The sequence below is a fragment of the Ochrobactrum sp. AN78 genome (assembly GCF_029909885.1).
GTDB lineage: Bacteria > Pseudomonadota > Alphaproteobacteria > Rhizobiales > Rhizobiaceae > Brucella > Brucella quorumnocens.
The window spans coordinates 315,949-340,464 of the sequence record NZ_JASAMU010000004.1; the positions used below are offsets into that span (position 1 = coordinate 315,949).

The window sequence follows — 24,516 nt, forward strand, 5'->3', positions numbered from 1 at the left end:
GCTATTGCCGCCGAACATAGCGTCGCTTGTGGCAAACTTCCATGCCATGGCGCGAGCCATACACAAATACGAAAAGCGAGTTTTTATCAGGCTTGACCATGAACAGGTCCCGCCAGCATAAATGAGGTGTGGGAGATACCGCTACTTTTAACAAAGCTGCGGATTTTTAAAACACATAGGGAGGTGCTGGCATGGTATCAGACAAGCTGCAGAACATGATTTCGCGTGTTCATCAGGCACTTGAACGAGATATCCAGCCACTCAATGGGCAAACGCCTCCCTTTATTCTTTTCTTTTCTTTCACCGACACGAAATCCCGCGCACAAACACTGACCGCCACCGCCGGAAGCTTCAAAGACTGCTGGAACGCAGGCCTGGAGAAATTGCGACAGGCCATCGCCAAGTCGAAAATCGATATAAAATGGCTGCGGATCGATTGGGTGGAAAGCGTTGAAGAGATCGATGACCAGGAACTGATCAAGCGTCTTGGTCACGTCAAACGGAATTATTTCCGCTATGGCATCGCACTCGATGCGCGATTTCAGACGGCTTTTCTCGAAACTGAACTGAATGGCAACGCCATGCTTTACGGCGGTCCATCGATCCCGACCGCAATTCTCAATGAAGCGAACTTCAACCGCTATGCAAAGCGCTCGCGGGGATTTGAGAAAATCCCGGTGTCTGAAGTGGAGCAGTTTTATGTTTTCTCCACAAAAGCGCTGTTCACGACTGATGAGGAAGATACCGTCCATCTGATCCCCGGTTCGGGGCCGAACGCCGGACGCAGAACAGTCGAAATGATGGATATCGCCGATGTCGACGGGCTGATTGAACGCGGCAGTCGGTTTCTCACAAGCCAGGTGGGTGAGGACGGACGCTTTATCTATGGCTGGCATCCGTGCTTCGACAATCAGATCAAGACCTACAACACGCTCCGCCACACGAGCACGCTTTATGCAATGCTTGAATCCTGGGAAGTCACCCGAGACGACGCGCTGAAAGATGCGATTGAGCGCGGGCTTATGCATCTCACCACCAAGCTCATCAAGACAGTCGATAACGATGATAGGGAGCTGGCTTTTCTCACGGAAGAGAATAGCGAAATCAAACTTGGCGGCAATGCCGTTTGCCTGCTGGCTCTGGTCAAATACAGCGAGTTGACGAGAACCGACCGCTATCTGCCATTGCTGGAAAAACTCGCGCTCGGCATTTTGCATATGCAGGATCGGGAAACGGGAAAATTCAACCACGTCCTCAATTATCCATCGCTGAGCGTCAAAGAATCTTTCCGCATCATCTATTACGATGGCGAAGCAGCATTCGGGCTGATGCGACTTTATTCGCTAACCCACGACGCCCGATGGCTGGACGCGGTGGAAAAAGCTTTTCAGCATTTCATCGAAGCCGATCACTGGAAGGCGCATGATCATTGGCTTTCCTATTCCGTCAATGAACTGACCCGCTATCGACCGAAGCAGAAATATTACGAATTCGGCATCCGTAATTTTGCGGATTATCTGGATTTCGTCAGCAACCGCATCACAACTTTCCCGACTCTTCTCGAACTGATGATGGCAGCGCAGCAGATGGTCAAGCGGATTGAGGTCGATCCGAAGCTCGCGCCGCTTCTGGCCAAGGTCGATCTCAAGAAGTTTTATTTCGCGCTGGAAAAACGTGCGCATCACTTACTCAATGGCCATTTCTGGCCCGAACTTGCGATGTTTTATGGCAATCCGGCACGGATCGAAGGCAGCTTCTTCATTCGGCATCATGCTTTTCGCGTGCGTATCGATGATGTCGAGCACTATCTCTCAGGCTTTGTCGCCTATCGCAAATATCGTCTTGGAATGCAGTCTACGGAAAGCCTAGAGCGTGTCACACTTAATCGCACCCATGGCGCTGGTTCTGTTGCAAAAAATCGGTCAGCACGGAATACGGCTTAACTTTGGATATAGTTATACTGCGAGCGCTGTAAACTGCTGCTTGAGAGAAAGCGGTGTCGCTGAGGCGAGGGCCCCTTGTTGCTTGCGCATCATGTGAATGAGTTCGATGCCAGCGAGCGTGATGCTGGCTGCAGCTTCGGACTTGAAGCCGAGCATGAATATTATCCGGCGTTTGACGCGTCGATGGTCCTGCTCAATCGTGTTATTCAGATATTTGCTGGAGCGGATCATGATGGGGTCGCCAGAGCGTTTCAGCCTGTATCCAGCACCGCATTGCAGGATGGCAATGCGGTTGGTCTGGCTACCTTCAATGGTGATCCGCTCTGGTCTGCCGTGGCGGGCCAGAGCCTTGCGCAGGAAGCTTTTGGCGGCGGTCAGGTCGCATCCTCTACTGAAGTAGAACTCAACCGTATCGCCATTGCTATCAATGGCGCGCTACAGATACAGCCATTCACCTTTGACCTTCACATGGGTCGCGTCTAGGTTCAACTTCCGTGTCACCTGCGCTTCCTGCGATTGAAACTCTCATGCAGCTTTGAACTGAAATGAAGGACCCAGCGATGCACAGTGGAATCGTCCATCGCAATGCCCCGTTCGGCCATCATTTACTTTAGATTGCGCAGGCTCAGATTGTAAGCAAGATACCATCGCAAACATAAAAGAATGACAGACATGAAATGGCGGCCTTTAAACATCAAAAATACTCGGCTCTTTAAAAGCCAACACCCTATCAGCTCATTCTTTGACGAAAAGTTTGCAACAGAACCACCCTCAGGCAGGCTTGGCTTCAATTAACCTTACTTGGGTCAGCATGCTTCGCGTCATTATCAACTACCCAAAGACGCAATTGTATAAATCATTCTAGCCGCAGCCAGATCCGCCAGCGAAGAGCCGACCGCTTTGAACACGGTTATGTGTTGCGTCGATTTTCTTGCCAAGCGGTCAGAACGGGTCAGATCCCGCAAAGTGCCAAGAATTTCAGCTTCGGTAATGACACCATTTTCCAGAGGCTGAATGATGTCACCCGATTCCATAAGGGCTTCCGGCCGATCAACATAGATCATCGCGCGCTGCATTACGATATCGTCTGCTTCGCGCATCGTAGGTGTGAAACTGCCGATCAAATCCACATGTGTACCCTGCTTCAACCATTCCCCATGAATAATTGGTTCATTTGCCAATGTGGCTGCGCTAACAATGTCGGCCTCGCCGATTTCAAGTTCCAGATCGACTGCAACATGTGCCTTGAAGCCACTGTCATTTAAAGTTCGAACAAGGTTTTCGGCGCTGTTTTGGTCAATGTCCCAAACGGCAACGTCCGTGATGGGGCGAATGGCGCGAAACGCTTCAGGCACAAGGCTTGCCACTTTGCCAGAGCCAATCATCACAAGTCGACTGGCATCGGTGCGCGCTAAATAACGGACACCAAGCGCTGCGGTAGCAGCGGTACGGCGCGTGGTTATAGTGTTGCCATCAATAAAGGCTAGCTGTTGACCGGTCTCGGCATCATACAGCACATACGTCGAAGTCAGTCCAGGCAGATTGCGAGTGCTGTTTGACGGGCAGACGGTGACAATCTTAATACCCAGAAAACGGCAATCGGCATTCGCGACATCCCATGCGGGCATAAGTAATAGTGTCGAATCGACCGTGTCACGATTGTCAATCGTATGATGATGACGGGGCGGGCACTCGCAGCCAGCAGCAAAAGCCTGAGCAAGTGCGTTTATCAGCGGTTTATAGCTGAGTGCTCTCGCGGCCTCAACGTCTTTAATTATCTTCATTCTCGCTTCACCAAATTTAGTCGTGCGCTGACGTCTGCATGTTGAACATCTGCTGGATGGTGCGACCGCTACGGATTCCATCAAGCCAAGACTGTTCCTTGATGATATGAGCCTGTGCTGCAGCAAGAACCTCGGTGGCGCGTTCGAGCGGTACAATTACTACGCCATCATCATTACCAAGAACGATATCGCCGGGGCGTACGACTGCGCCTGCAACTGAGATTGCAGCATCAATAATGCCGCCAAAACCGTGATGCGGGCCGCGCGGAACGACAGACTTACAGAACATGTTGAAACGAAGTCGTCGCACGTCTTCCACATCGCGGATAGCCCCGAAAACAACGGCACCGCCAAGCTGCCGATGAGCGGCCTCTGCAGTCATGATACCACCCCAGACAGCAGTATCTTCTACACCGCCAGCATCAACGACGATCACTTCGCCTTTCTGGGCAATGCCGATCAACTCACAAATACTACCACAATCACCCGCCATAGCCGTAACCGTACGCGCTTGACCGCAAAGCGTAATGCCACTGGCAACAGGTTTGATCACCGCATTCATGGCCTGAGTACGATTAAGACAATCAGACGCGACCGCGGGAGGGATGGCACGCCATGCCTGCAATTCAACCTCGGATAATCTGCTGAACTGGGCGACTACTTTTTGAAATGCCATTTTGGCATGCTCCTTGATGCACGGAATTATGTCGCAAAAAGCGTGGAACTAAGCTTCTATAACGGAATGGGACAAAGCATTGTATGAGCGGCGTTCCGCCCTATATTGAGCGAGAATAATTTTCCCAACCGGGATTAACGTTGTTGCGAACCTTCTTGCGTAGTAAGAAATCCATCATGATTTCAGCGGAAAAAGTGCGCATATCCACATATCCCGCTTCAGAATAAAAGGCGGCGTGTGGAGAGATGATGAACCGCCCTGCCAGCCAATCTTCATCATTACGCCACGCTTCAAGGAGCGCCGGAGAAGGAGATGGCGGTTCAACGGGCAAGACATCCAGCCCGACCGCGCCAAGCTTGTCACTTTTTAAGGCTTTGTAGAGTGCGTCGATATCAATAAGCCCGCCACGCGCTATATTGATCAAAATACTGTCGTCGCGAAAATGCGCCAGCAACGTTTCATTGATAATTGAACGCGTGTCAGAATTAAGAGGCACGTGAAGACTGACAACATCGGAACTGGCTACTAGTTCCTCAATCGATTGCTTGCGCACAAATCCGATGCCCAGTTCATGCCCTTCGGGCAGAAAAGGATCGTAGAATGCAACTTTCATATCAAGAGCCGCAGCTCGACGAGTGATTGCAGTTCCAATACGGCCAAGACCAATCGCACCAAAGGTCAGTCCGCGAATACGTCGCACAACTGGCGCATTTTCGGCAACAAAGCCGCCCACCGGATCAGCCCTTAGGCGTTTTTCGTAAGTACCAAGTCCGCGTGTGAGATAGAGAAGCATGGCAATTGCATGATCAGCGACTTCCGTCGTGCCGTAATTTGGGACGTTGGCTACCGCGATGCCAGCGTTGCGACAGGCATCCACATCGACATTATCGAAGCCAACTCCAACCCGCACAATAAGCCTGCAATTATCGAGAAGCTTAACCGTGTCTGGCGCAATCCGCATGCGGTGCCAGACCAGGATACCGTCGCATTCGCGCCAATGCTTCTCTGGGATGGACGCGGGATCTGTTGCGTCGTAAATGAGATATTCGAAATGTTCTCCCGAAACGGCGCTTTCGATGGAAAGGTCGCGCAAATGGGCGTCCGGCACCAGAATTTTAAAGCTCGGCATAGAGTCTTCCTCGACAGATGATTACAGAACCTTCGAAAGAAATGATTTGAGACGCGGATCGGACGGCTTATTGAAGAATTCTTCAGGAGCACCGTGCTCCACCATGACTCCCCCATCAGTGAAAAACACCTGATCGGCGACTTCCTGCGCAAAGCGCATTTCATGCGTTACAAGCACGCAGGTCATACCATCGGCTGCAAGGTCACGGATAACATTGAGCACTTCCTGAACCATTTCGGGATCAAGGGCCGCCGTCACTTCATCGAAAAGAATGATCTCTGGCTGCATAGCCAGCGCACGTGCAATGGCTACACGTTGCTGCTGCCCACCCGACAATTCACCCGGGTAAGCCTGTTCTTTGCCCTGCAACTGTACCTTTGCCAAAAGCTCTACAGCGCGCGCTCGAACCTCTTCGCGGTCATGACGCAGCACCTGTATTGGTGCCATCATGATATTTTGCAGCACGGTCTTATGCGGGAAAAGGTTATATTGCTGAAACACCATTGAAACTTTATGGCGCAGCGGGACCAGCTCTTTCTCCGAATGCAACCGTTCAACGAAAAAATCACCAACCCGGATCTGTCCTCGATCGATAGGCACAAGCCCATTGAGGCAACGCAGAAGGGTTGATTTTCCTGATCCCGACGGACCGATGATACAGGCAACGTCTCCGCTTTGAATGCTCATAGAAATGCCTTTTAGCACGGCAACAGCACCATACTTCTTGTGAATTTCGGTCACTTCAATAGCGGATTTGGAAAATGGTGAGTTCATTTCATTTGCCTTTGCTTAGGCGGCGTTCAATAGCGCGCGTCCAGGTAGCCAACGGGTAGGCGAACAGAAAAAACAGCAGGAGAATGTAAAGATAAACTGCCGCCGCATAATCATCACCGTCGCTGGCAATCACGGTCTTTCCGATGGACAACACATCGGATGTGCCTGTCACCACCACGAGGCTTGTGCCAATGAACAACATGGCATAGGTCGTCATCAGATTAGGCAACATCAGCGGAAATGCCTGAGGCAGAACGATGAGCCGCAGAATCTGGCTACGACGATATCCAAGTGCACGCGCGGATTCCCATTGCCCGTCCGGGACAGAGCGAATGCCGTTGCGAAATGCTTCTGCGATATAAGCAGTAACAGGGAATGACAGCCCAATAACCGCCTTGAGGAACGGGGAGACAAAGAAATTGTGTCCCAGAATACTAACATTGAACGGCAGTAGATAGAGCATCGCATAGAGCACGACCAGCCATGGAGAACTACGCAATAAGTTCATGAATATGACCGCAGGATTTCTGACCGACGGCTTCGGTGAGACCATTGCGCCACCAAGGAAGAAGCCCGCAACGAGTGATATCAGCATAGAAAGCAGGCTGATGATTACGTTAGCGGAGAAACCCCCTCCAAAACCCGAAAAATCAGAGCTTCCGGTTAAAAGAAGAGATGATCGATCGACAAGGACGCTTATAGCATCGGTGGTTTTATGCCCGTACAGCACAAAAAGGATGGCTAACAGGGCGACGATGACGCCAATAAAGCCGAATGCAGCAGACCTGGTTTCTTTGCTCATTTCATTGCTCCACCACCAAATCCGGGGATAGTCAGAACTCTCGCAAGCAGTTTGGCGAAGAACACAACGAACGTGGTAATGACTAGATAAGTGAGCCAAAGGACGATCATTACTTCAAGATTGAGGAACGTCTCGAGCGTGACCTGCGTGGCATAAAACATGATGTCCGTCACTCCAACGAGCGCAGCCTGTGCGGAGGTCTTGATGAGACTTACGACATTGCTGGTCATGTTGGGAATCGTCAGCCGAAGGGCGATTGGTAATTCGACCCAGCGGAAAATCTGCACACGACTGTATCCAAGGCTGATTGCGCCCTCAACTGTCTGACGTGGCACAGAATTGATACCGGACCTGATAATCTCGATCGCAATGGATCCGTTATACAAAGCAAGCGAGATCACTACACAAGCAAAGCCAGACAGCAGCGGCACCCGTTCTCCGGTCGCTCCATCAGTATAATACAAGCCCAGATCAGACAGCATGAAATACAAGAAAAACAACTGCACGAGCGGCGGTGTATTCCTGAACAAATCGATCATAATGATCGTCAGTGGTTTGACGAGCGGGATATTGAAATGAATGATCGCCGCACCGGCTACTCCGATACTTAACATCAGAAGCGTGCCGGCACCAGTAAGAGCAAGCGTCGTGCCAAGCCCATCGAGTAGCCAACCCAGATAAAGCGGGTCTGCCAGCCATTCAAAATCAAGACCGAAGAGCATTATTGAATTCCGGTATTTTGTTTTGGGTTCTACGTAGTGATGAAGAGCGCGGGCGAGAGCGGATTAAGAGATGGCTAAAACTTGGTCTTGGCCGGGCAAAGCCCGGCCTCGACGCATCCAGTATGAATCAATATCCAGCCGCCTTGGCGTCCGCGGCACGTTTCGCCACATATTCTGTTTCGCCCATATCGTAGGCCTTTTCGGCGTTCACTAAAATGCCCGCTGCTTCGGCTGCCAAGATGGCTTTGTTTACAGCGTCTAGAAAACGCGGCTCGTTTTTACGCGCGCCACCAGCGATTGGAATATAATCAAAGGTATCGAGCGCAATCTTGTATTTCTCGCTCCACTCGGGATCCGTTAGCTTTTGCTGCAAGATAGGGCCGTCAAAGGCCAGGCCCGCACAACGACCGTTCTGAAATGCCTTGAACATATCTGCAGTTCCGGTGAACAGCACGGTTTGCGCACCATAGGTTCCAGTCAAAGCCCGGTTATACAGATTGCCTTGCATGCCGCACAGCTTTTGCCCGCGCACGTCTTCCCACTTTGTGATGGAGGTCTCTTTTGGCGCCATCAGAACCACACCCGCCATGTTGTAGTATTCTTCAGTAAAGTCGATGACTTTACCCCGCTCCACATTCTTACCGAGTGTTGCAAGGATCAAATCTACACGGCCCGCGTTGAGCAATTCGATACGATTAGAGGCAACGACCGGAACCAATTCAATATCCGTGTCTAAGCCAACAATTTTTCCTGCTATGTATTTCGCCAGATCGATCTCAAAGCCCTTGAGCTGATCGTCTTTGGTCAAAAAGCCAAAGGGAACATAGTCATTTTTAATGCCGACAATGAGCTTGCCACGCGCCTTAACGTCGTCGAGTTGGTCCGCCCGTGCGGCTGCACCAAACATTAATCCCGAAATCGCAGCTGCAACTGAAAGCCGGATAAACGAATTCATAATCATCGAACTTCCCCATTTTGTTATTTGAGAAAACTCTATAGACAATTTCGATATAATTAATAATACTAATTTATTAAATAAACATAAGGCTAACTTATAAGGAAAAGGCGTGTATATTAGACAACTCGAGGCGTTCAAGGCTGTTATGACGATGGGCAGCGTCAGTCGCGCCGCGGAATTGCTTTGTGTCTCTCAACCTGCAGTTAGCCAATTGATCAGTCAGTTAGAGCTTTTTTGCGGTTTTCCGCTCTTTGAGCGCAAGGGAAAACGCCTGCACCACACTCGAGAAGCTGAGGCTTTGCTGGTGGAGGTCGAAGTGATGTTTGCTGGTATTACTCGTGTATCGCGAGTGGCTACGGCTCTAAGAGATCAAAAATGGGGTGCTCTGACAATCGGTGCATTTCCAGCTATTGCGCGGCGTGTGCTTCCAAAAATTGTAGCAGACTATGCGAACGAACGACCGAATGTGGTCTTTCATTTGCAAAGCATGATCTCAAGAAACCTGATTGATGCGGTCGCAAGTCATCAGCTCGACTTTGGTATCAGCTTCATTCCTGGCGATCGAGACGAGATTGAGAGTATCCCCCTCAAAAGCTTACAGGCTGTATGCATCCTGCCTGCGGGTCACGCTCTTGCTTGCAAAGATATTATTCATGCAACCGATCTCGTCGGAGAACAGTTTATTTCCCTGGGTCCCCAAGACCAGTCGCGAATGCTTATCGACAAAATCTTCGATGACCTGCAAGTACCGCGCAAAATGCAGATTGAGACGGGACAGTCGGAAACTGCCTGTACATTTGTAAGTCTTGGCGCCGGTGTGTCAGTGGTGGACCCTATCAGTGCGGCTGGGTCCGGTGATGGCAGCTTGATCGTTCGGCCGTTCGAGCCAGCTATTACATTCAATATTTGGCTAATTCGACCCAGGATGAGCAATAAATCTGGTATTATTGAACACTTTATTGAATATCTATGGTCAGAGATATCCAATGGTGCTCAATGATCATATTATTTGCATCCCATTTTCTAATCGTCCTGTTCTGCTTGAACAACGTCGTCTTAAAAATGAACATCTGGCAAAACTGGCACCGGGTGCAATGGAATATTTGCCACACGCGCCGCTGATCGATCACCGCCTGTTCATTCATCCAATGTTATAATTTCATATTGTAGGCATCATCCTACACAAAGCCGCTTCGCACTTTTACTGAAACGCTCAATTGAATGGTCCCGGTATGATTCAGGCTTGAGGCCGCACCCTCTCCTCCAATATTCGCTCGACGATCATTCTGCCAATTGGAATAGCAGAAGTAGCGGCCGGCGATGGCGCTTTGCAGACATGTAAGACATTCGATGTTTGCAGGAAATGGAAATCATGCATCATCTCGCCTTTGCGCGTAACTGCCTGCGCACGAATACCGGCACGATAGGGTTGGAGGTCTCTAAGCTCTATGTCAGGGCAATATTTCTGGCATTTTTTGAGATAGCTTTTCTTGAACAATGAGTCCTGCAACTCAACCATTCCGGATGAAAGATTGCTGCGGAGCATTTTCCAAAAGCCCGGGAAGGCGAGATAAGTCGCCATGTCCCGCAGATTAGTGGAAAATTTAGGGTAACCTTCACGGGAAAGTCCAAGCACGGCATTGGGGCCAACTGTCAGATCGCCATTGATCATCGGCGTCAGGTGGATGCCCAGAAACGGCAATGCCGGGTCCGGAACGGGATAGATCATATGGGTGACAATGTTCTTCTTCTCTTCGTGAATGCGGTAATATTCACCGCGAAATGGGACGATCTGGAAATCTGTCTCAACACCCGAACGTCTGGCCAAACGGTCGGCCTGCAAGCCGCTGCAAAGAACTACTTTGCGCGCCAGCCAACAACGCTCTTTGGAAATAACCTCTACATAATCGGGATTGTCATTGACTCTTGAAACTTCGACGCCGTGAATAAGAACGCCACCTTTTTCCGCGATCAGTTGCGCCATCTTGCGTGCAACAGCCGGATAGTCGGCAATGCCGGAAGCGCGGACTAGCAGGGCGCCACGACCGGTTACATTCGGTTCACGCTCACGTAATGCTGAAGCATCGAGCCATTCTACCTTGATGTCGTTGAGAAGAGCGTTCTCTTTGAGCGTTTTAAGGCGCGTCAATTCGAGCTAGCCAGTTGCGACAACGAGCTTGCCGATGACGCTGAAATCTATGCCATACTGCTGGCAGAATTCTTTGGTGGCGATGGCACCCTCACGGCACAGATTCGCCTTGAAGCTTTTCGGCTTGAAATAAATCGGTTCTGTTGCGGAAAATCGGTCAGCACGGAATACGGCTTAACTTTCGACATAGTTATACTGCGAGCGCTGTAATCTGCTGCTTGATAGAAAGCGGTGTCGCTGAGGCGAAGGCCCCTTGTTGCTTGCGCATCATGTGAATGAGTTCGATGCCAGCGAGCGTGATGCTGGCTGCAGCTTCGGACTGAAATGGAGGGCCCAGCGATGCACCGTGGAATGGTCCATCGCAATGCCGCGTTCGGCCATCATTTACTTTAGATTGCGCAGGCTCAGATTGTAAGCAGGATACCCTCGCAAACATAAAAGAATGAAAGACTTTTCGAAATGGCGGCCTTTAAACATCCAAAATACTCGGCTCTTTAAAAGCCAAGATCCTATCAGCTCATTCGTTGGCGAAAAGTTTGCAACACACCCCCCGAAACTGGGAACCGGTTTTAGGATATAGACATGCGTTATAGCGGTTCCAGTTAAGACTGAATCGTTGGAATCGCTGTAACTATTTGTTTTTACGCATTTGCCTCACGCAAAACCGATCGCACTTTTTAGCAAAAATGCGTGAACGCTCTCTGCCAGACCGAATTGCGAGCCGCTATCTCCTGCACAGACTATTCGGCAACGCCGGAACGCGTCGGATCAGCAACAGGAAAGCTCTTGTCTGTCAGGCAGGTCTTGAGCCAGTCATAGTCGTCGCTATCGTTAACTTCGCCGTCAAGTTTCAGCTCTGGTTTTGAACTGTAGAGTGCCGACTGCGCTTCTGGCTTCACATTCCAGCTCCGCCCTTCCCCGCTCGTCGTGGGGCAGGTGTTATCGTCACCATTGAATGAACAGCTGGCAATCAGCTTTGGCTTTCCATCGACGATATCGGCAATAAAGCGTTTGGTGTAACCGGTATTGGTCGCCCAATATTCCTCTACGCTGCACACACGATCATCGTTCTGATAATGCCGCGTTGGAAAGCAGTTATAGGTCTGGTCAGGCGGCAGCATATCGCATGACGTCTCATAGCCCGCATAGTCGCCGCCACTGAATTGCTTGAGAAACGTCTGCTGTTTGCGTGCCACTTCAATGAGGCTCGTTCTGCCCTTTTCCTCAAGCTGCGCTGTGCGTTCGGCAATCATATCGTTGGCGACCTGAGTGGCACTTTTATCATCCGGTGCGCTGTCTTCAATAATGCCTTCAAGCGCCTTGTCGCGGGCTGCAATCCAGCGCTTCTGGCTGGCCACCAGCATAGTGCGGATTTCCTCGTCGGGTGCAGCCTTCAGCGTTGCAGCATAGGTTTTATTCAGCCTGCTATCGGCTTTCTGGAGCGATTTGCTTGAGCAGATCAGCTTTTCACTTGGCGTTTGTGCCTTGCTGCAATCAATTGCCCAGGCCGGTGCGGACAAAGCACACAGAGCAGCCAGAACGGAAAGACGCAGAGCGGTTAGTTTCAATTTCATGTCAAATACCTGAAAGTTATTGATCAACTGACTTCATATCGCAGGTTGTTTCTGCATTCGAACATAGCCCCCGAAACCAGGCGCGTCCGGCCAACTGTTCGTCGCTGGCAAGTTCGACAAGTTCTTCACTCGCCATGCGCTTGTGCAGCACCGTGTAATCCAACAGCACCCAATCCTCGTTACAGGCGAGGATGTTGTTGATCCTGCCCATTTCTGTCAGCCAGTCGCTGCCAATATCAAGCAGTCGCTCGCTCTGAGGATCAGGCTTGAGAAAGCCCCGCGCCGACTGAATGCCAACTCTGGCCTCGTCTGATTTTATCCAGCCTTCGCCCTTGTAGACCTCGCGCGGAACATAATCGTCGCTCTCTTCATTATAGGCATCACTGGCGTTGGCTATTTTCAGCCAACCGTCTTTCGCTTCAAGAACATCAAAGCTGATGCTGTAGGCATATTCAGCTTCTCCGGCAGCGGAAACCGTCGGTATCTGCCCCACAAGTTGGGCGTCTGCAGACGGCGCTGCACGCACCTCAATCAAGGCCTTGTCATTGTTGGTCCATGCATTGAACGCGCATGACGTTGCGCCTTCAGGGACCTCGGCCTGAGTGCCTGCACCGTTGGCCAATGTCGTGGAAAAAAGCGCGATTGAAAGCGCGGGCACCAATACGAAAGGGACCAAAAGAGAACGAACACGCATTAAAATCTCCAACTATCAATTCTCCCGCTTGAGCGGCCTTTATCGACTATCCTCATTCAATGAAAACCTTCACACTTGTAGCCCGTCCGCCTGCATCAACAACGGTCAATGTCGAATAGCCGGTGCCATCCGGCAACCATGTCGCCGTGCGGCGGCGATTTGGTTCGGAAATAGGTTTGCCATTGGCAAGCCAGCGGAACGGCGCGCGTCCGCCCTGTAATTTTAGCACCAGCGGCGATGCATTATCAGTGAGCGCTTTCAGCTCCACATGCGCGCCATCAGGTGGAAACACGATGCGCGGCGCAGGTTCAATCGCGGCTTTGAGAACAGGCAGGGGGTCGCTCGCAGACGAAAAGCGTATCTGGGTCACCGGAAGATCGGCGCGCGCCGTGCGAAACGCACCAGCCGGTGCACGCGGCAGCGGCACTGACGCTACGCCCGAACGCACAAAGGCTTCAAACAGGATGGGAGCCGCTGAAACATAGCCAGCAAGGCCCGGCACAGAACCGCCATCGGCGCGACCGACCCAGACACCCAGCACATAGCGACCGTCATAGCCGACCGACCATGCATCACGATAACCATAGGACGTGCCGGTCTTGTAAGCGAGGCCGAGGCGTTTCGCGCCTTGCGGTGGCATGACACCGGCCAGAATATCGCCAATCTGCCATGTGGCCTGCTCGCTCAAAATAGGAGCCGATGGCTGCACAGGCTCTGAGCCTTCGGTGCCGTCACGAAGTGCTGCACCACGACCGCCATTGGCAAGCCCGGTATAAAGCTGCACCAGATCACGCAGGCTGATGCCTGCGCCGCCAAGGCCGATAGCCAGTCCCGGCGCTTCGCCTTTTGGCAGTTGCAGATTGACCGCCGCCTGACGAATGCGCGTCGTCAGGCGCGCTGGCCCAACGGCATCAAGCAGGCTGATGGTCGGGACATTCAACGACATTTGCAGCGCCTGACGGATGCTGACATCGCCCTGATAGCTCATGTCGAAATTGCGCGGACGATAACCCGCAAAATCCTGCGGGCGGTCCTCGATAATCGTTTCCTGTGCAATCAGCCCCTGCTCGAAAGCCAGCCCATAGATGAAGGGCTTCAGCGTGGAACCGGGCGAACGCACGGCGCGGGTCATATCGATCCAGCCCTGCCGCTTCCCATCGAAATAATCAGCCGAGCCGACTTCACCTAAGACATTGCCGTTGCGACTGTCAGCGAGCACCATGGCGACCGATACTTTTGTACCGAGCTTTGCGGCGGCTTCGCGCGCCACAACTTCAAGCCCCGCCTGCACCGACTTTTTAAGCGTCAGGTGATGCCGGGCCTGAGTCGGTGCCTGTTTCAATGCGAGATCGGCAAAGTGGGCCGCGAGCGCTGGCAGCGGATGGCGCACATCGGATATGCGTTCACGCGATGCACGCTCGGCTTCCTCGACCGTGAACACAGCGGACGTTACCATGCGATTTAACACACGATCCCGCGCCGCGACCGCATTGCTCAATTCACGATCCGGGCGGCGGCGTTCTGGCAATTGCGGCAAAGCCACAAGCAATGCGGCTTCCGATGTAGTAAGGCGCAGCGGCTCCTTGCCAAAATAGGCTAATGATGCCGAACGCACGCCTTCCAGATTGCCGCCATAGGGTGCAAGTGTCAGATAGCGTTCGAGAATTTCAGGCTTGCTCAGCCGTCGTTCGATCTGGATCGCACGTGCCAGCTGTCGGAATTTGGAACCGAAGCTGCGGATTTCACGCGGCTCGATCAGTCGGGCAAGCTGCATGGAAAGGGTGGAGCCGCCAGATACAATGCGCCCACTCCCTGCGAGCTGTGTTGCCGCCCGCGCCAATGCCCAGAAATCAATGCCGCCGTGATCGTAAAAACGCTTGTCCTCATAGGCGATCAGCATTTTCAAGAATTTCGGATCGACATCCTCGATCCGCGTATTGAGACGCCAATAGCCATCCGGCGTTGCATAGGCGCGCAGCAAAGCGCCATCGCGATCCATGACTTCAGTGGAAATGGTCAGCCGTTCAGGCAACGGTGGAGGAAAAGCGCGGTCGAGCCAGTCAAGCCCAACCACGGTTCCGAGTGCAGCGATGCCACAGAATGCGGCACCGCCAATGGCTATTTTCCAACGCCTTTTCATTTTTTTTGCCATGATCTTGTCCGAAAACCGGTTCCCACTTTTCGGCATCATGGCTTACGGTGCCGCCACCTCCATCATGCCCGTTGCCGTGCGCGCCGCAAATTGCGGACGATACATGTCCTCAACGGTTGCTGCCGGATGGGTAAAGAGCCCCGGCGTCACCGCACGCACGACATAGGCCAGCGTGATCGGCTTCTTCTCGCCTGCGGAGCGGTCGAAAGCAGCCACAAAACGGTCGTTGCGGAATTCGAGATGCGCTGCCTGTGTGCTTTCAAGCCATGGGAAATTACCAAGATCAGCACTCGAAACAAGGCCCGGATTGTCGATCTCGAATCCAGCTGGCAGCAGATCGGTCACAAGCAGACGCGACTGCCATTGCTGCAAATCGTCGATTTTCAGAACAACCACATAGCGTTCATTCTGATTGACGCCTGTGACATTGGCCGGTTCGCCATCAAGGGTATAGTAAGTGCGCTCGATGTTGAAACCCTCACCACCAGCTGGCAGCGATTGTACAGGCGGTGCGACCGCCGTCACAACAGCATCGACCGAGCCTTTGCCGGTGTTGGTAACGACAAAAGGCTGTGCTTCAAGCGCTGAACCGTTCAGACGCTCGGAGAACGCACCTTGATGCGCTGTGCCATTGATGTCGAGGCTGATTGCGCCATTGTCATCCTGAAGCCCGCGTGCTGCAAGCAGCATCCATGCCTGATCCTGCGTGCTGAGGTAACGCGCCTTTTCACGCTGGAATTCGACCAGCGTAATAAGGGCGGGAAGCACTTTCGGCGCAGGCTTGGTTTCAGAAGCCAAGGCCAACATGGCCGCGCCATCACGCAAAGGCGAACCATAATCGGAGCGATTATAATCGTAGCTCGACTGGCTGGTTGCGAGCTGGAGCGACGAATTGAATACGCGTTCCGAACGCGGTTGATCACCGTAAAGAGCAAGGGCCGCACCAAGCTGGGCAACGGCCATCGGGCTTGCAAAGTTTTCAAGCTGGGTATCGGCAAAGTAACGCAGATCGCCAACTGAAGCCTTCTTGTTGCGTGCCAGAACATAGAGCGCATAGGCAATGTCGTTGCCGCGTTCCTTGACGTCGGTGGTGTAGCCGAGCGCATTTTGCAGATTAGAAAGTGCGGACAGCATCGCCTGCTGCGGCACGTCATAGCCCTTTTCGCGGGCACGCGTCAGGAAGTCGGTCACATAAGCGTCCATCCAGAGATCACCTGATCCCGGCGACCAGAGGCCAAACGAACCACTCGAAGACTGGTTGTTGAGCACGCGGAAGATGGAATCCTGTACGCGCTTTTTAAGTTCTTCCTGACTTTCCAGACCCGCTGCAGCTTCTGTGCCTGCCGCCATTTCGCTCAAATAAAGCAGCGGCAATGCGCGGCTCGTGGTCTGCTCGGTGCAACCATAAGGATAGCGGTCGAGCGCCATCAACAAAGCTGGCACATCAAAGGCTGCACTGCGCGTGACGCCAACGCTGACAAAAGCACCATCAAGCAGGCTTTCAGACAGAAGACCGCCATCAACCTTGAGGCTTCCGCCATTGGCCGCGAGATTGACGACATGACGGCTCGTGACCGGCAGATCGACCGGACGTACCGGCAATGCAAGTGCCTGTTCGACTGAGAGGCCTGCATCGTTGGAAAGCCGGATCGTCACACCACCGGCACCCGTGGCCACCGCATTGAGCGGCACGGCAATTGACTGCCGCTTGCCACCGGCAAGTGCGATTGTTTCGGGATAGGAGCCAACCTCGACACCGAGATTATCGGTAGTTTCAAGGCTCACACGATAATTGCCGTCTCGCGCATCGGTATTAGCAATATCGAAGCGGATATTGGCCTGATCGCCAGGGGCCATGAAGCGTGGCAGACCAGCGGTGATGACCACAGGATCGCGGATGATGACATCTGTAACCGCGTGGCCGACGGCCTTCTTGGTCCATGCCACCGCCATGACACGCGCGGTGCCGTTGAACTGCGGTATGTCGAAGTCTATGCTCGCCTTGCCATCGCTGTCGAGTTCAACCGGACCGGAGAACAGTGCGACCAGCTTCTCGGTGGGCGGGCTGCCTTCGGCTGCCATATTGCCACCGTCGCCACCTGTGCGCAGCTTGCCGGTAACACCGAGCGAACCATCGATTAGGCGGCCATACATATCGCGCATTTCAAGGCCGAGCTGACGTTGACCGAAGAACCAGTTTTCAGGGTTCGGCGGCTGGTAACGCGTCAGATTGAGGATGCCAACATCGACCGCTGCTACCATCACATAGGCCTGCTCGCCACCCGCATTTTCAACTGAAACGGGGATAGAAAGTGTGGACCGCGGAACGATCTTTTCAGGCGGGGTCAGCTTGACAGCAAGCTGCTTGTCGGCAGGATCGACCTTCAGCCATTTAAGGCCAATCGCACGCGCAGGCATACGGCTTTCAATCGCCTCACCCGGACGGAACAGCGTTGCCGTAACATAGGCGCCCGCACCCCAATCCTCACCCACCGGAATTTCGATGGTCGTTCCACCTTCCGGCACGCTTGCGGTGATTGTCTTGAGCAGCTTTTCCGCACCAATGGTGATGAGCAGTTCACCGGCAAAACGCGGAGACACTTTCAGTTCAGCCGTATCGCCGACTGCGTAATGTTCCTTGTCGAGCGCAATTTCGAGCCCGTCAGGTGTTTCGGTCGAGGTCGAGCTGACATACCAGCCGGCATCGAATTCATAGCTGGTGGTCGGCCCCGAAGCATCTGCAGTTTCGATTTCCAGACGATAACGACCCCAATCGACCGGCAGGCTGATTTCAGCCTCGCTATCGGTTTTGAGATCGATCTTGCCGTTGGAGATGGCCTTGGTCAATGTCACCGGCTCGTAATTCCAGCTGTTGCCGCTGCGATACCACTGATAATTACGCTCGATCTTGACCAGCGACCATTGTGCGCCATCAAGCGCCTTGCGATCACCCTTGCTGTCGGATGCGATCAAGCTGAACTTCGCCGTTCCGCCCTGCGGGACTTCATCGCCGGAAAAATCGGGACGAATGCCGATGAGATCAGTTTCCGGCTGGATAGCGACATCGATCTTGCGCTCAACGGCACGACCGCCGGTTTCCCGCATACGAACGGTCACGGCTGCGTTGACGAGACGTGTCGTCGACGGCATTTCATCGACTGCAACCGGGAAAGTCGCTTTGCCGTTGTCATCAACTTTTGACAGGCCATCAAGCGGAAGGCGTGTGGCTTCGCCCTGTTCCTCGTCGGCGAGGCCGAAATAATAGCCCTTGAAGCGGTCCCACTGACGCTTGGTTGAAAGTGTTACTTCGCCTTCAAGCGCAAGACCGGCGGCAGGCGCACCATAGAGGAAACGACCGTCTACGGTGATATTGGCCGTTTCACCCACGGCGATTTCCGGTTTGTCAGACGTCAGATCGAACTCGATCCGGTCCGGTACAAAGTCTTCAACCAGAAACATCTGCGATTCGATGGCTGGCTGTTTTGGATCGGTATAGATCGAAACATTCCAAGTGCCGCGCATGGCGTTTGTCGGCAATGTCAGGTCGATGGCATGACCACCGGCGAGCTTGCTGTCGGAAACAAGACGGCGATCTTCCACACCATCAGGACGCGTGAAGATGAAAGTAAGCGGCAGATCGTCAATTGCCTCAGCACGATCATCGCGCGCCAGCGCACCCACATGCACAATTTCGCCAGCGCGATAGATGCCACGCTCGGTCCATGCATAAAGATCAAGCGCCTTGGGCACTGCACGGCCCCTCACACCACGATCAGAAAGATCAAAACCAGCGCGCGCCATATCGAGGAATGTGAAATCATCATCATTCTGACTGGCCATCAGCACCGCTGGCACCATGCCGTCTGTGCCGCGGGTCAGACCGGGCGTGAACGTTGCACGGCCATCGCTGTCGGTGGTCGCTTCGCCCAGTACTTCATTGTTGCGGGCAAGCAGCGTCAGCTTAACGCCTTTAAGCGGTTCTGCGCTTTCCAGCGAACGGGCAAACACATTGATGCCGTCCTGTCCGGTATAGGTCGAAAGGCCGATGTCGGAGACGACAAACCACTGCGTTGCCTTGGTCCCGTATTCGTCATCGGACTTCTGGACCAGTGGTTCGGCGGTCAGCACATAAACGCCCGGTTTGCGTTCGGGCAGCGCTTCATCGACCGGGAAGCTGGTTGTCGCTTCCTTGTTCAGCTCGTTGCCTGCAACCTCGATCTCGCCTTGCCAGACAGGCGCGCCCATCTGTTCGGAAACCGTGCTGAGGTCGTAGCTGTCGAGCTGGCGCAGAAACTGATAACCGGAAAGAAGCTGTGCGAGCGAACGGTCGCCAACACGGTACAGCTTGACCTTGGCCGCATCGAGATTGACGCTGACCAGCGGAATGCCGCGACGTGCCTTGGCAGGCAGCACGAAGCTGTCGCCGGTAAAGCGCACCGATGGCGCACGATCCTGCACATAGATCGAAAGATTAACCGGGGCTGGCAGCACTTCGCCAACAGCCGATGGCAGGCCCTGACGGAACGTCACTGTATAATTGCGGCCATGTTCCAGACCCTCGACGCAAATCTGGCGATCCTTGGCCTCAACCGCCTGCGGGGAACCATTGTCGAGCTTGACGAAGCTAGAATAATCGACACCGCTTTTCACCAGCTCTTCCGAGAATTGCGCGCAGATGCGTGGTGCTGCATTGTCATTATCAACAGTGTTGTTGACGATGCGGAAGCCTTTGCGGGCTTTCAAATCTTCATAGGCTGCACGAACGGATGCGGAATTGACGAGATCAAGGCTGGCTTCATAGGCCTGCAATGCCGGACGCGATGCATCGCGTTTTTCCAGTGCCTGCGCCATGACGGCAAGCGCTTGCGCGCGCTCATCCTTGGTGCGTGAAGTCTGGTAGGCAAACCACGAGGCAGACGTCGCATCGCGCTGGAACTTGGAACGTTCCTGGCCATTGGACGGCTCGGTCGCAAGCGCCGACAGCGCATATCCGGCCCAGATTTCGCTTTCGTCAGGGGACATGCTGGCAGCCATGCGGAACTTTTCCATTGCCGTGCGCGGATCGCCATTCATGCCAGCAGCGCCTGCCTCATTGCGCAGATCGCGCAGGCTGTCAGAGCTTTCAAGTCCGCTGATTTCGCGCTTCAGACGACGGGCTTCGTCAACCAGATTGGCGGCAAAGAACGAGATGGCAGGTGCGGCACCAAGATCTTCGCCCTTGGCAGCCTTTGCTTCGGTCACAACCTTGCCAGCGATAGAGCCGACGGACTGATTGAGCTTGTTGAAATCGGCTTTCAGAAAGCACCATTTGACCTTCGGATTGTAAGTGAAGGCCAGACAGGAATTATCGCCAAGGCAGATACTTTTGCACTGATCGAGCGAGACATTCTTTTCGGTTCTCAAATCGAAGCCGAAATAATCGCTATCGGGCGTGGTCTCGATGCGTCGTGTTTCGGCAGCACTAGCCCCAAAGGATAATCCGAATGATGTCGCAAGGCAGAACGCAGTCGTAAAGGCCAGTATCAGCCGATTGAACCGAATAGACATGAATGTCACTCTTCTGTAGTTGTCCCTCATTCCGCACGGATGTCATCGAACCAGACCCGCACGCTCTCCAGAACAGACCTTATCAATTTATCCAGAGCTGGATAGTTGGATTCGTGTCTGAACTTCTGAATAGACTCTGATACAGGACTAACCTGACCAGACAAGGCTTCTTTTAGCTGTAGCTTAATCGGCAGACCAGAAATTCATGCCAATTTTCAAGATTATTAGAACGATATTCTAATTCTGTTTCCAGCAATGGAATTCCGTTCGTCGTAAAGAGGGTTCTCCTTCCTGTAAATTCGCGCCAGCTTAATCGAAGGAAGTCCCCCCATGATCCTCAGCGTCAAAAACCTCACCAAGACCCTTATTGCAGGCTCTCTCATGGCCCTTACCGCGTCGGGTGCGGCCCATGCAGACGCAACACTGGATCGCATCAAAGCCAAGGGCAAACTGACCGTTGGCATCATCCTTTCAGGCGCACCGTTCGGCTATATTGATTCCAAGACGCAGGAACAGAAGGGCCTTAACATCGACATCGCCAAGGAACTGGCGAAAGGCCTCGGCGTGGAACTTGCAACGCAGACCGTTACGCCGCCAAACCGCGTGCAGTTCCTCCAGCAGGGCAAGGTCGATATTCTGATCGCCAACATGCAATATACGGAAGAACGCGCCAAGTCGCTCGGCTATGTGAAGACGCCTTATGACCGTATGGGTGGGGCAGCGATTGGCCGCAAGGATAGCGGCATCAAGGACTGGAAAGACCTCAAAGGTAAGATCGCCTGCGTTTCGCAGGGCTCCAACTACACCCAGCCGCTGATTGAAGAATATGGCGCAAACGTCAAGGCGCTGCCAAGCCAGCCGGAATCAATGCTGGCGCTCAAGGGCGGCAATTGCGACGTTTCCGTGCATGTCAGCGCTACACTTGGCCTGATGCTTCAGGACCGTGCTGAGGAGTGGAAGGATTATGGCATCCTGATCCCGACCGACCTCATCCCTTCGGATTCAGTCATCTGGCTGAAAAAGGACGAGAACGACACCGAAGCCGCTCTCGACAAGATCGTCCGCGATCTGCACGCATCGGGCAAGATGATCGAGATTGCCAAGGCAAACCGTCTGCCGAACCTGAGCTATCTCGAAGAAGAGCATAACAAGCTCAAGAGCCAGTAAGCCTCAAAACGCTACCTTGTCAGAATATTTGCGGGCGGTTCATCCGTCCGCAATTTCAGAGCGCTGATCTTATGCAAACAGATCAACGCTCTAAAACGCAATCGGATCATTTCAATGAAAGAAGCTCTGATTTCGCGCTTCATCGAGCTCACCAGCGCAATCGGCCTCAATTATGAATTTCTCAATAGTGGCTATGAGCTTGATATGTGGCTCAATGGCATGGTCACGACGCTTGAGCTGGTCGCGATCACCATTCCACTAAGCCTGTTTTTCGGTGTCTTGTTCGCAGGCGCGCTGACATCCGGCAAGCGCTGGCTGTCAGTGCCGGTACGCGGCTATGTCGAACTCACCCGCAATACGCCTACACTCGTTCAGCTGATGTGCGGCTTTCTCGTGCTCAATATGCTGATTTCCAACGCCATTGGAGGCGCGCAGAACAATCCGCTCACACCATTCTTCTGGCTGGTTGCGATCACGGGTCTGCATATTGCAGCCCTGCATGCGGAAGCGCTGCGCGGCGGTATTGAAGCTGTTCCCGGCACAACGATCGAAGCGGCACGCGCCATCGGCTTCAATTCGTTTCAGGTGCTGATCTATGTCGAGCTGCCGCTGGCCATCCGCACGGCACTTCCGGCTGTTGTCAATAATCTCGTCAATCTGGTGAAGCTCACGACAGTTGGCTCGGCCATTGCGGTCAGTGAAATCACTTACGCTTCGATCCTGATCTGGACACAGCGCGATAATGTGGTCGAGCTGATGCTGGTCATTCTTCTGTTCTTCAGCATCATCAATCTCATCGTCGCGCGCGTTGGCTACTGGTTTGAAAAGCGCCTTGCAATTCCGGGATATGGCCAATGAACATCGCTATCGAACAAAAGCCCAGCCTCTGGCTGTCTCCTGCGACCCTCACATTCACGACTATCATTCTGGCCACTGCACTCTGGTTCTATCTTGATCCGTCGCTTAGTCAGGTCTGGCTCGACTGGCTGCCCTATCTTGGCAAAGGCTTTGCCATGAACGTGCTGATCAGCATTTTTGCGATCACGCTTGGCACCTTTGCGGGCGTGTTGCTCGGCATCATGGAGCTGGCACCTTACAAGATCATCCGCGCACCGGCTGTGACCTATGTGCAGATTTTCCGCAACGCGCCGCATCTCGTGCTTATCTTTGCTGCAACCTATATTTTCCCGTTCGAGCTGGTGATCTTCGGCAATTACATCGCTTTCCCCGATTGGATCAAAGCGGTTGTCGGACTTGCCATTCCGGCAAGCGCGCATATCGCGGAAATCACTCGCGGCTCCATCCAGTCGATCCCGACCGCGCAGTGGGAAGCGGCGCAGGGCCTTGGCTTTTCGCGCCTGCAATCGCTGCGCTGGATCATCCTGCCGCAATGCGTCAAGCGTTCGCTGCCGCCCTGGATGAACCTCTATACCTCCATCACCATGGGTACGGCTTTGGCCTCGCTTGTGGGCGTGCATGAGCTGTTACATTCGGCTACCGATGCAAGTACCGCAGTCCAGCGCAATGACTTCACCGTCATCATCTATCTGACCGTGCTGATGGCGTTCTTCCTCTTCTGCTATCCCGTGTCGCGCTTCACGCAGCGGCTCGAAAAGCGGCTCTCCTCCCGCTGACAAGGATCTGAAATTCACATGAGCGACACCACCAAAACTACACTGGTCGAACTGGAGAACGTTCATCTGTCTTTCGGGCAGAATGAAGTGCTCAAGGGCATCGACCTCGAGATCAACAAGGGCGATGCAGTCTCGATCATCGGACCATCGGGTTCTGGAAAATCAACGATCCTGCGCTGCATCAACGGTTTGCTGATCCCGCAATCGGGCAGGATCACCGTGGGCTCAACCCGCGTGGACGAGCTTAAAACCGAAGCTGAACGCATTACGCTGCGCAAGCGCATCGGCATTGTGTTCCAGCAGTTCAACTTGTTTCCGCACCTGACGGTTCTGGAAAACATCACCATTGCACCGGTCAAAATCCTGCGCACGCCTAAAGCCGAAGCCGAGCGCCACGCCAAAGAACTGCTGAAAAAAGTGCGGCTTGAACACAAGACGGATGCCTATCCGGGTGAGCTTTCGGGCGGTCAGCAACAGCGCGTCGCCATTGCCCGCGCGCTCGCTATGCGGCCGGAACTGGTTCTGTTCGATGAAGTCACCTCCGCACTCGATCCAGAAACGGTCGGCGAAGTGCTGTCAGTGATTCGCGACCTCGTCAATGAAGGCATGACCAGCATTCTGGTAACCCACGAAATGCGCTTTGCCGAAGAAATCAGCGATACGATTGTCTTCACGGAAAACGGTCGCATCATCGAACAAGGCTCGCCAGAGCAGCTTTTCTATAAGTCAACGAACCCACGCATAAGCGCCTTCGTCAACGGGCTTGGCGGCAATGCAAGCCGCGTCAATGAAGGTGGCGAAGGGATCTGAC

General features: G+C 53.3%; 19 protein-coding genes and 2 pseudogenes. 7 read left to right on the forward strand and 14 right to left on the reverse strand.

What is annotated here, in order from left to right:
- The first annotated feature begins 191 nt into the window (after positions 1 to 191).
- Positions 192 to 1,943: a hypothetical protein gene (locus QBD00_RS10755; protein ID WP_318579448.1), complete on the forward strand. Its 1,752-nt coding sequence runs from the start codon at positions 192 to 194 to the stop codon at positions 1,941 to 1,943.
- A 12-nt stretch (positions 1,944 to 1,955) separates the two neighbouring features.
- On the opposite strand, the pseudogene QBD00_RS10760 reads toward QBD00_RS10755, so the two are convergent.
- From QBD00_RS10760 to QBD00_RS10795, 8 genes and pseudogenes are all read right to left on the reverse strand, one after another.
- Positions 1,956 to 2,638, reverse strand: a pseudogene (locus QBD00_RS10760) (IS6 family transposase).
- A 132-nt stretch (positions 2,639 to 2,770) separates the two neighbouring features.
- On the reverse strand, positions 2,771 to 3,727 hold the full coding sequence (locus QBD00_RS10765) for an ornithine cyclodeaminase family protein (protein ID WP_318579449.1): 957 nt from the start codon (positions 3,725 to 3,727) through the stop codon (positions 2,771 to 2,773).
- A 16-nt stretch (positions 3,728 to 3,743) separates the two neighbouring features.
- On the reverse strand, positions 3,744 to 4,403 hold the full coding sequence (locus tag QBD00_RS10770; protein ID WP_318579450.1) for a hypothetical protein: 660 nt from the start codon (positions 4,401 to 4,403) through the stop codon (positions 3,744 to 3,746).
- Between the two features lie 100 nt (positions 4,404 to 4,503).
- Positions 4,504 to 5,532 carry a C-terminal binding protein gene (locus tag QBD00_RS10775; protein WP_318579451.1) on the reverse strand — a complete coding sequence of 343 codons (1,029 nt, stop codon included), beginning with the start codon at positions 5,530 to 5,532 and terminating at the stop codon, positions 4,504 to 4,506.
- A gap of 21 nt (positions 5,533 to 5,553) precedes the next feature.
- Positions 5,554 to 6,306: an amino acid ABC transporter ATP-binding protein gene (locus QBD00_RS10780; RefSeq protein WP_264233853.1), complete on the reverse strand. Its 753-nt coding sequence runs from the start codon at positions 6,304 to 6,306 to the stop codon at positions 5,554 to 5,556.
- Position 6,307: 1 nt separating this feature from the next.
- Entirely contained in the window at positions 6,308 to 7,108 is an 801-nt protein-coding gene (locus QBD00_RS10785) for an ABC transporter permease subunit (RefSeq protein WP_318579452.1), read from the reverse strand.
- Positions 7,105 to 7,830: an amino acid ABC transporter permease gene (locus QBD00_RS10790; protein WP_318579453.1), complete on the reverse strand. Its 726-nt coding sequence runs from the start codon at positions 7,828 to 7,830 to the stop codon at positions 7,105 to 7,107. The genes QBD00_RS10785 and QBD00_RS10790 overlap by 4 nt, the downstream gene beginning before the upstream one ends.
- Positions 7,831 to 7,957: 127 nt before the next feature.
- Entirely contained in the window at positions 7,958 to 8,791 is an 834-nt protein-coding gene (locus QBD00_RS10795; RefSeq protein WP_318579454.1) for a transporter substrate-binding domain-containing protein, read from the reverse strand.
- A 106-nt stretch (positions 8,792 to 8,897) separates the two neighbouring features.
- Between QBD00_RS10795 and QBD00_RS10800 the strand changes: the two genes are divergently transcribed.
- Positions 8,898 to 9,788, forward strand: a complete 891-nt coding sequence (locus QBD00_RS10800) for a LysR family transcriptional regulator (RefSeq protein ID WP_318579455.1) — start codon at positions 8,898 to 8,900, stop codon at positions 9,786 to 9,788.
- Positions 9,775 to 9,945 carry a hypothetical protein gene (locus QBD00_RS10805; RefSeq protein WP_318579456.1) on the forward strand — a complete coding sequence of 57 codons (171 nt, stop codon included), beginning with the start codon at positions 9,775 to 9,777 and terminating at the stop codon, positions 9,943 to 9,945. The genes QBD00_RS10800 and QBD00_RS10805 overlap by 14 nt, the downstream gene beginning before the upstream one ends.
- 80 nt (positions 9,946 to 10,025) lie before the next feature.
- On the opposite strand, the gene lhgO is transcribed toward QBD00_RS10805, so the two are convergent.
- The 6 genes and pseudogenes from lhgO to QBD00_RS10835 form a co-directional block, all read right to left on the reverse strand.
- Positions 10,026 to 10,937, reverse strand: coding sequence for an L-2-hydroxyglutarate oxidase (gene lhgO, locus QBD00_RS10810; protein WP_318579457.1), 912 nt, complete (start codon positions 10,935 to 10,937; stop codon positions 10,026 to 10,028).
- A 309-nt stretch (positions 10,938 to 11,246) separates the two neighbouring features.
- Positions 11,247 to 11,414: pseudogene (locus QBD00_RS10815) on the reverse strand (IS6 family transposase); the annotation flags it as partial.
- A gap of 263 nt (positions 11,415 to 11,677) precedes the next feature.
- A complete protein-coding gene (locus QBD00_RS10820; RefSeq protein WP_318579458.1) occupies positions 11,678 to 12,511 on the reverse strand; it encodes a lysozyme inhibitor LprI family protein in 834 nt (277 codons plus the stop codon).
- Between the two features lie 16 nt (positions 12,512 to 12,527).
- Positions 12,528 to 13,205: a hypothetical protein gene (locus QBD00_RS10825; protein ID WP_318579459.1), complete on the reverse strand. Its 678-nt coding sequence runs from the start codon at positions 13,203 to 13,205 to the stop codon at positions 12,528 to 12,530.
- A 52-nt stretch (positions 13,206 to 13,257) separates the two neighbouring features.
- A complete protein-coding gene (pbpC, locus tag QBD00_RS10830) occupies positions 13,258 to 15,345 on the reverse strand; it encodes a penicillin-binding protein 1C (RefSeq protein WP_318579460.1) in 2,088 nt (695 codons plus the stop codon).
- 54 nt (positions 15,346 to 15,399) lie between these two features.
- Positions 15,400 to 20,904: an alpha-2-macroglobulin family protein gene (locus tag QBD00_RS10835; protein WP_318579461.1), complete on the reverse strand. Its 5,505-nt coding sequence runs from the start codon at positions 20,902 to 20,904 to the stop codon at positions 15,400 to 15,402.
- 330 nt (positions 20,905 to 21,234) lie between these two features.
- Here QBD00_RS10835 and QBD00_RS10840 point away from each other — a divergent pair, with 330 nt between their 5' ends.
- The 4 genes from QBD00_RS10840 to QBD00_RS10855 all read left to right on the forward strand — a co-directional run bounded on the left by QBD00_RS10840 (position 21,235) and on the right by QBD00_RS10855 (position 24,515).
- Positions 21,235 to 22,071: a transporter substrate-binding domain-containing protein gene (locus QBD00_RS10840; RefSeq protein ID WP_318579462.1), complete on the forward strand. Its 837-nt coding sequence runs from the start codon at positions 21,235 to 21,237 to the stop codon at positions 22,069 to 22,071.
- 114 nt (positions 22,072 to 22,185) lie between these two features.
- Positions 22,186 to 22,929, forward strand: coding sequence for an amino acid ABC transporter permease (locus QBD00_RS10845; protein ID WP_151091235.1), 744 nt, complete (start codon positions 22,186 to 22,188; stop codon positions 22,927 to 22,929).
- Positions 22,926 to 23,705, forward strand: coding sequence for an amino acid ABC transporter permease (locus QBD00_RS10850; protein WP_318579463.1), 780 nt, complete (start codon positions 22,926 to 22,928; stop codon positions 23,703 to 23,705). Before QBD00_RS10845 ends, QBD00_RS10850 begins: the two co-directional genes overlap by 4 nt.
- 18 nt (positions 23,706 to 23,723) lie before the next feature.
- Entirely contained in the window at positions 23,724 to 24,515 is a 792-nt protein-coding gene (locus QBD00_RS10855) for an amino acid ABC transporter ATP-binding protein (RefSeq protein ID WP_318579464.1), read from the forward strand.
- Position 24,516: the final 1 nt, after the last annotated feature.

What these genes read in the sequence shown, in the direction of transcription:
- QBD00_RS10755 (WP_318579448.1), top strand. Translation starts at nt 192, where the DNA reads ATGGTATCAGACAAGCTGCAGAACATGATTTCGCGTGTTCATCAGGCA.
- QBD00_RS10765 (WP_318579449.1), bottom strand. Translation starts at nt 3,727, where the DNA reads ATGAAGATAATTAAAGACGTTGAGGCCGCGAGAGCACTCAGCTATAAA.
- QBD00_RS10770 (WP_318579450.1), bottom strand. Translation starts at nt 4,403, where the DNA reads ATGGCATTTCAAAAAGTAGTCGCCCAGTTCAGCAGATTATCCGAGGTT.
- QBD00_RS10775 (WP_318579451.1), bottom strand. Translation starts at nt 5,532, where the DNA reads ATGCCGAGCTTTAAAATTCTGGTGCCGGACGCCCATTTGCGCGACCTT.
- QBD00_RS10780 (WP_264233853.1), bottom strand. Translation starts at nt 6,306, where the DNA reads ATGAACTCACCATTTTCCAAATCCGCTATTGAAGTGACCGAAATTCAC.
- QBD00_RS10785 (WP_318579452.1), bottom strand. Translation starts at nt 7,108, where the DNA reads ATGAGCAAAGAAACCAGGTCTGCTGCATTCGGCTTTATTGGCGTCATC.
- QBD00_RS10790 (WP_318579453.1), bottom strand. Translation starts at nt 7,830, where the DNA reads ATGCTCTTCGGTCTTGATTTTGAATGGCTGGCAGACCCGCTTTATCTG.
- QBD00_RS10795 (WP_318579454.1), bottom strand. Translation starts at nt 8,791, where the DNA reads ATGATTATGAATTCGTTTATCCGGCTTTCAGTTGCAGCTGCGATTTCG.
- QBD00_RS10805 (WP_318579456.1), top strand. Translation starts at nt 9,775, where the DNA reads ATGGTGCTCAATGATCATATTATTTGCATCCCATTTTCTAATCGTCCT.
- QBD00_RS10820 (WP_318579458.1), bottom strand. Translation starts at nt 12,511, where the DNA reads ATGAAATTGAAACTAACCGCTCTGCGTCTTTCCGTTCTGGCTGCTCTG.
- QBD00_RS10825 (WP_318579459.1), bottom strand. Translation starts at nt 13,205, where the DNA reads ATGCGTGTTCGTTCTCTTTTGGTCCCTTTCGTATTGGTGCCCGCGCTT.
- pbpC (WP_318579460.1), bottom strand. Translation starts at nt 15,345, where the DNA reads ATGAAAAGGCGTTGGAAAATAGCCATTGGCGGTGCCGCATTCTGTGGC.
- QBD00_RS10835 (WP_318579461.1), bottom strand. Translation starts at nt 20,904, where the DNA reads ATGTCTATTCGGTTCAATCGGCTGATACTGGCCTTTACGACTGCGTTC.
- QBD00_RS10840 (WP_318579462.1), top strand. Translation starts at nt 21,235, where the DNA reads ATGATCCTCAGCGTCAAAAACCTCACCAAGACCCTTATTGCAGGCTCT.
- QBD00_RS10845 (WP_151091235.1), top strand. Translation starts at nt 22,186, where the DNA reads ATGAAAGAAGCTCTGATTTCGCGCTTCATCGAGCTCACCAGCGCAATC.
- QBD00_RS10850 (WP_318579463.1), top strand. Translation starts at nt 22,926, where the DNA reads ATGAACATCGCTATCGAACAAAAGCCCAGCCTCTGGCTGTCTCCTGCG.
- QBD00_RS10855 (WP_318579464.1), top strand. Translation starts at nt 23,724, where the DNA reads ATGAGCGACACCACCAAAACTACACTGGTCGAACTGGAGAACGTTCAT.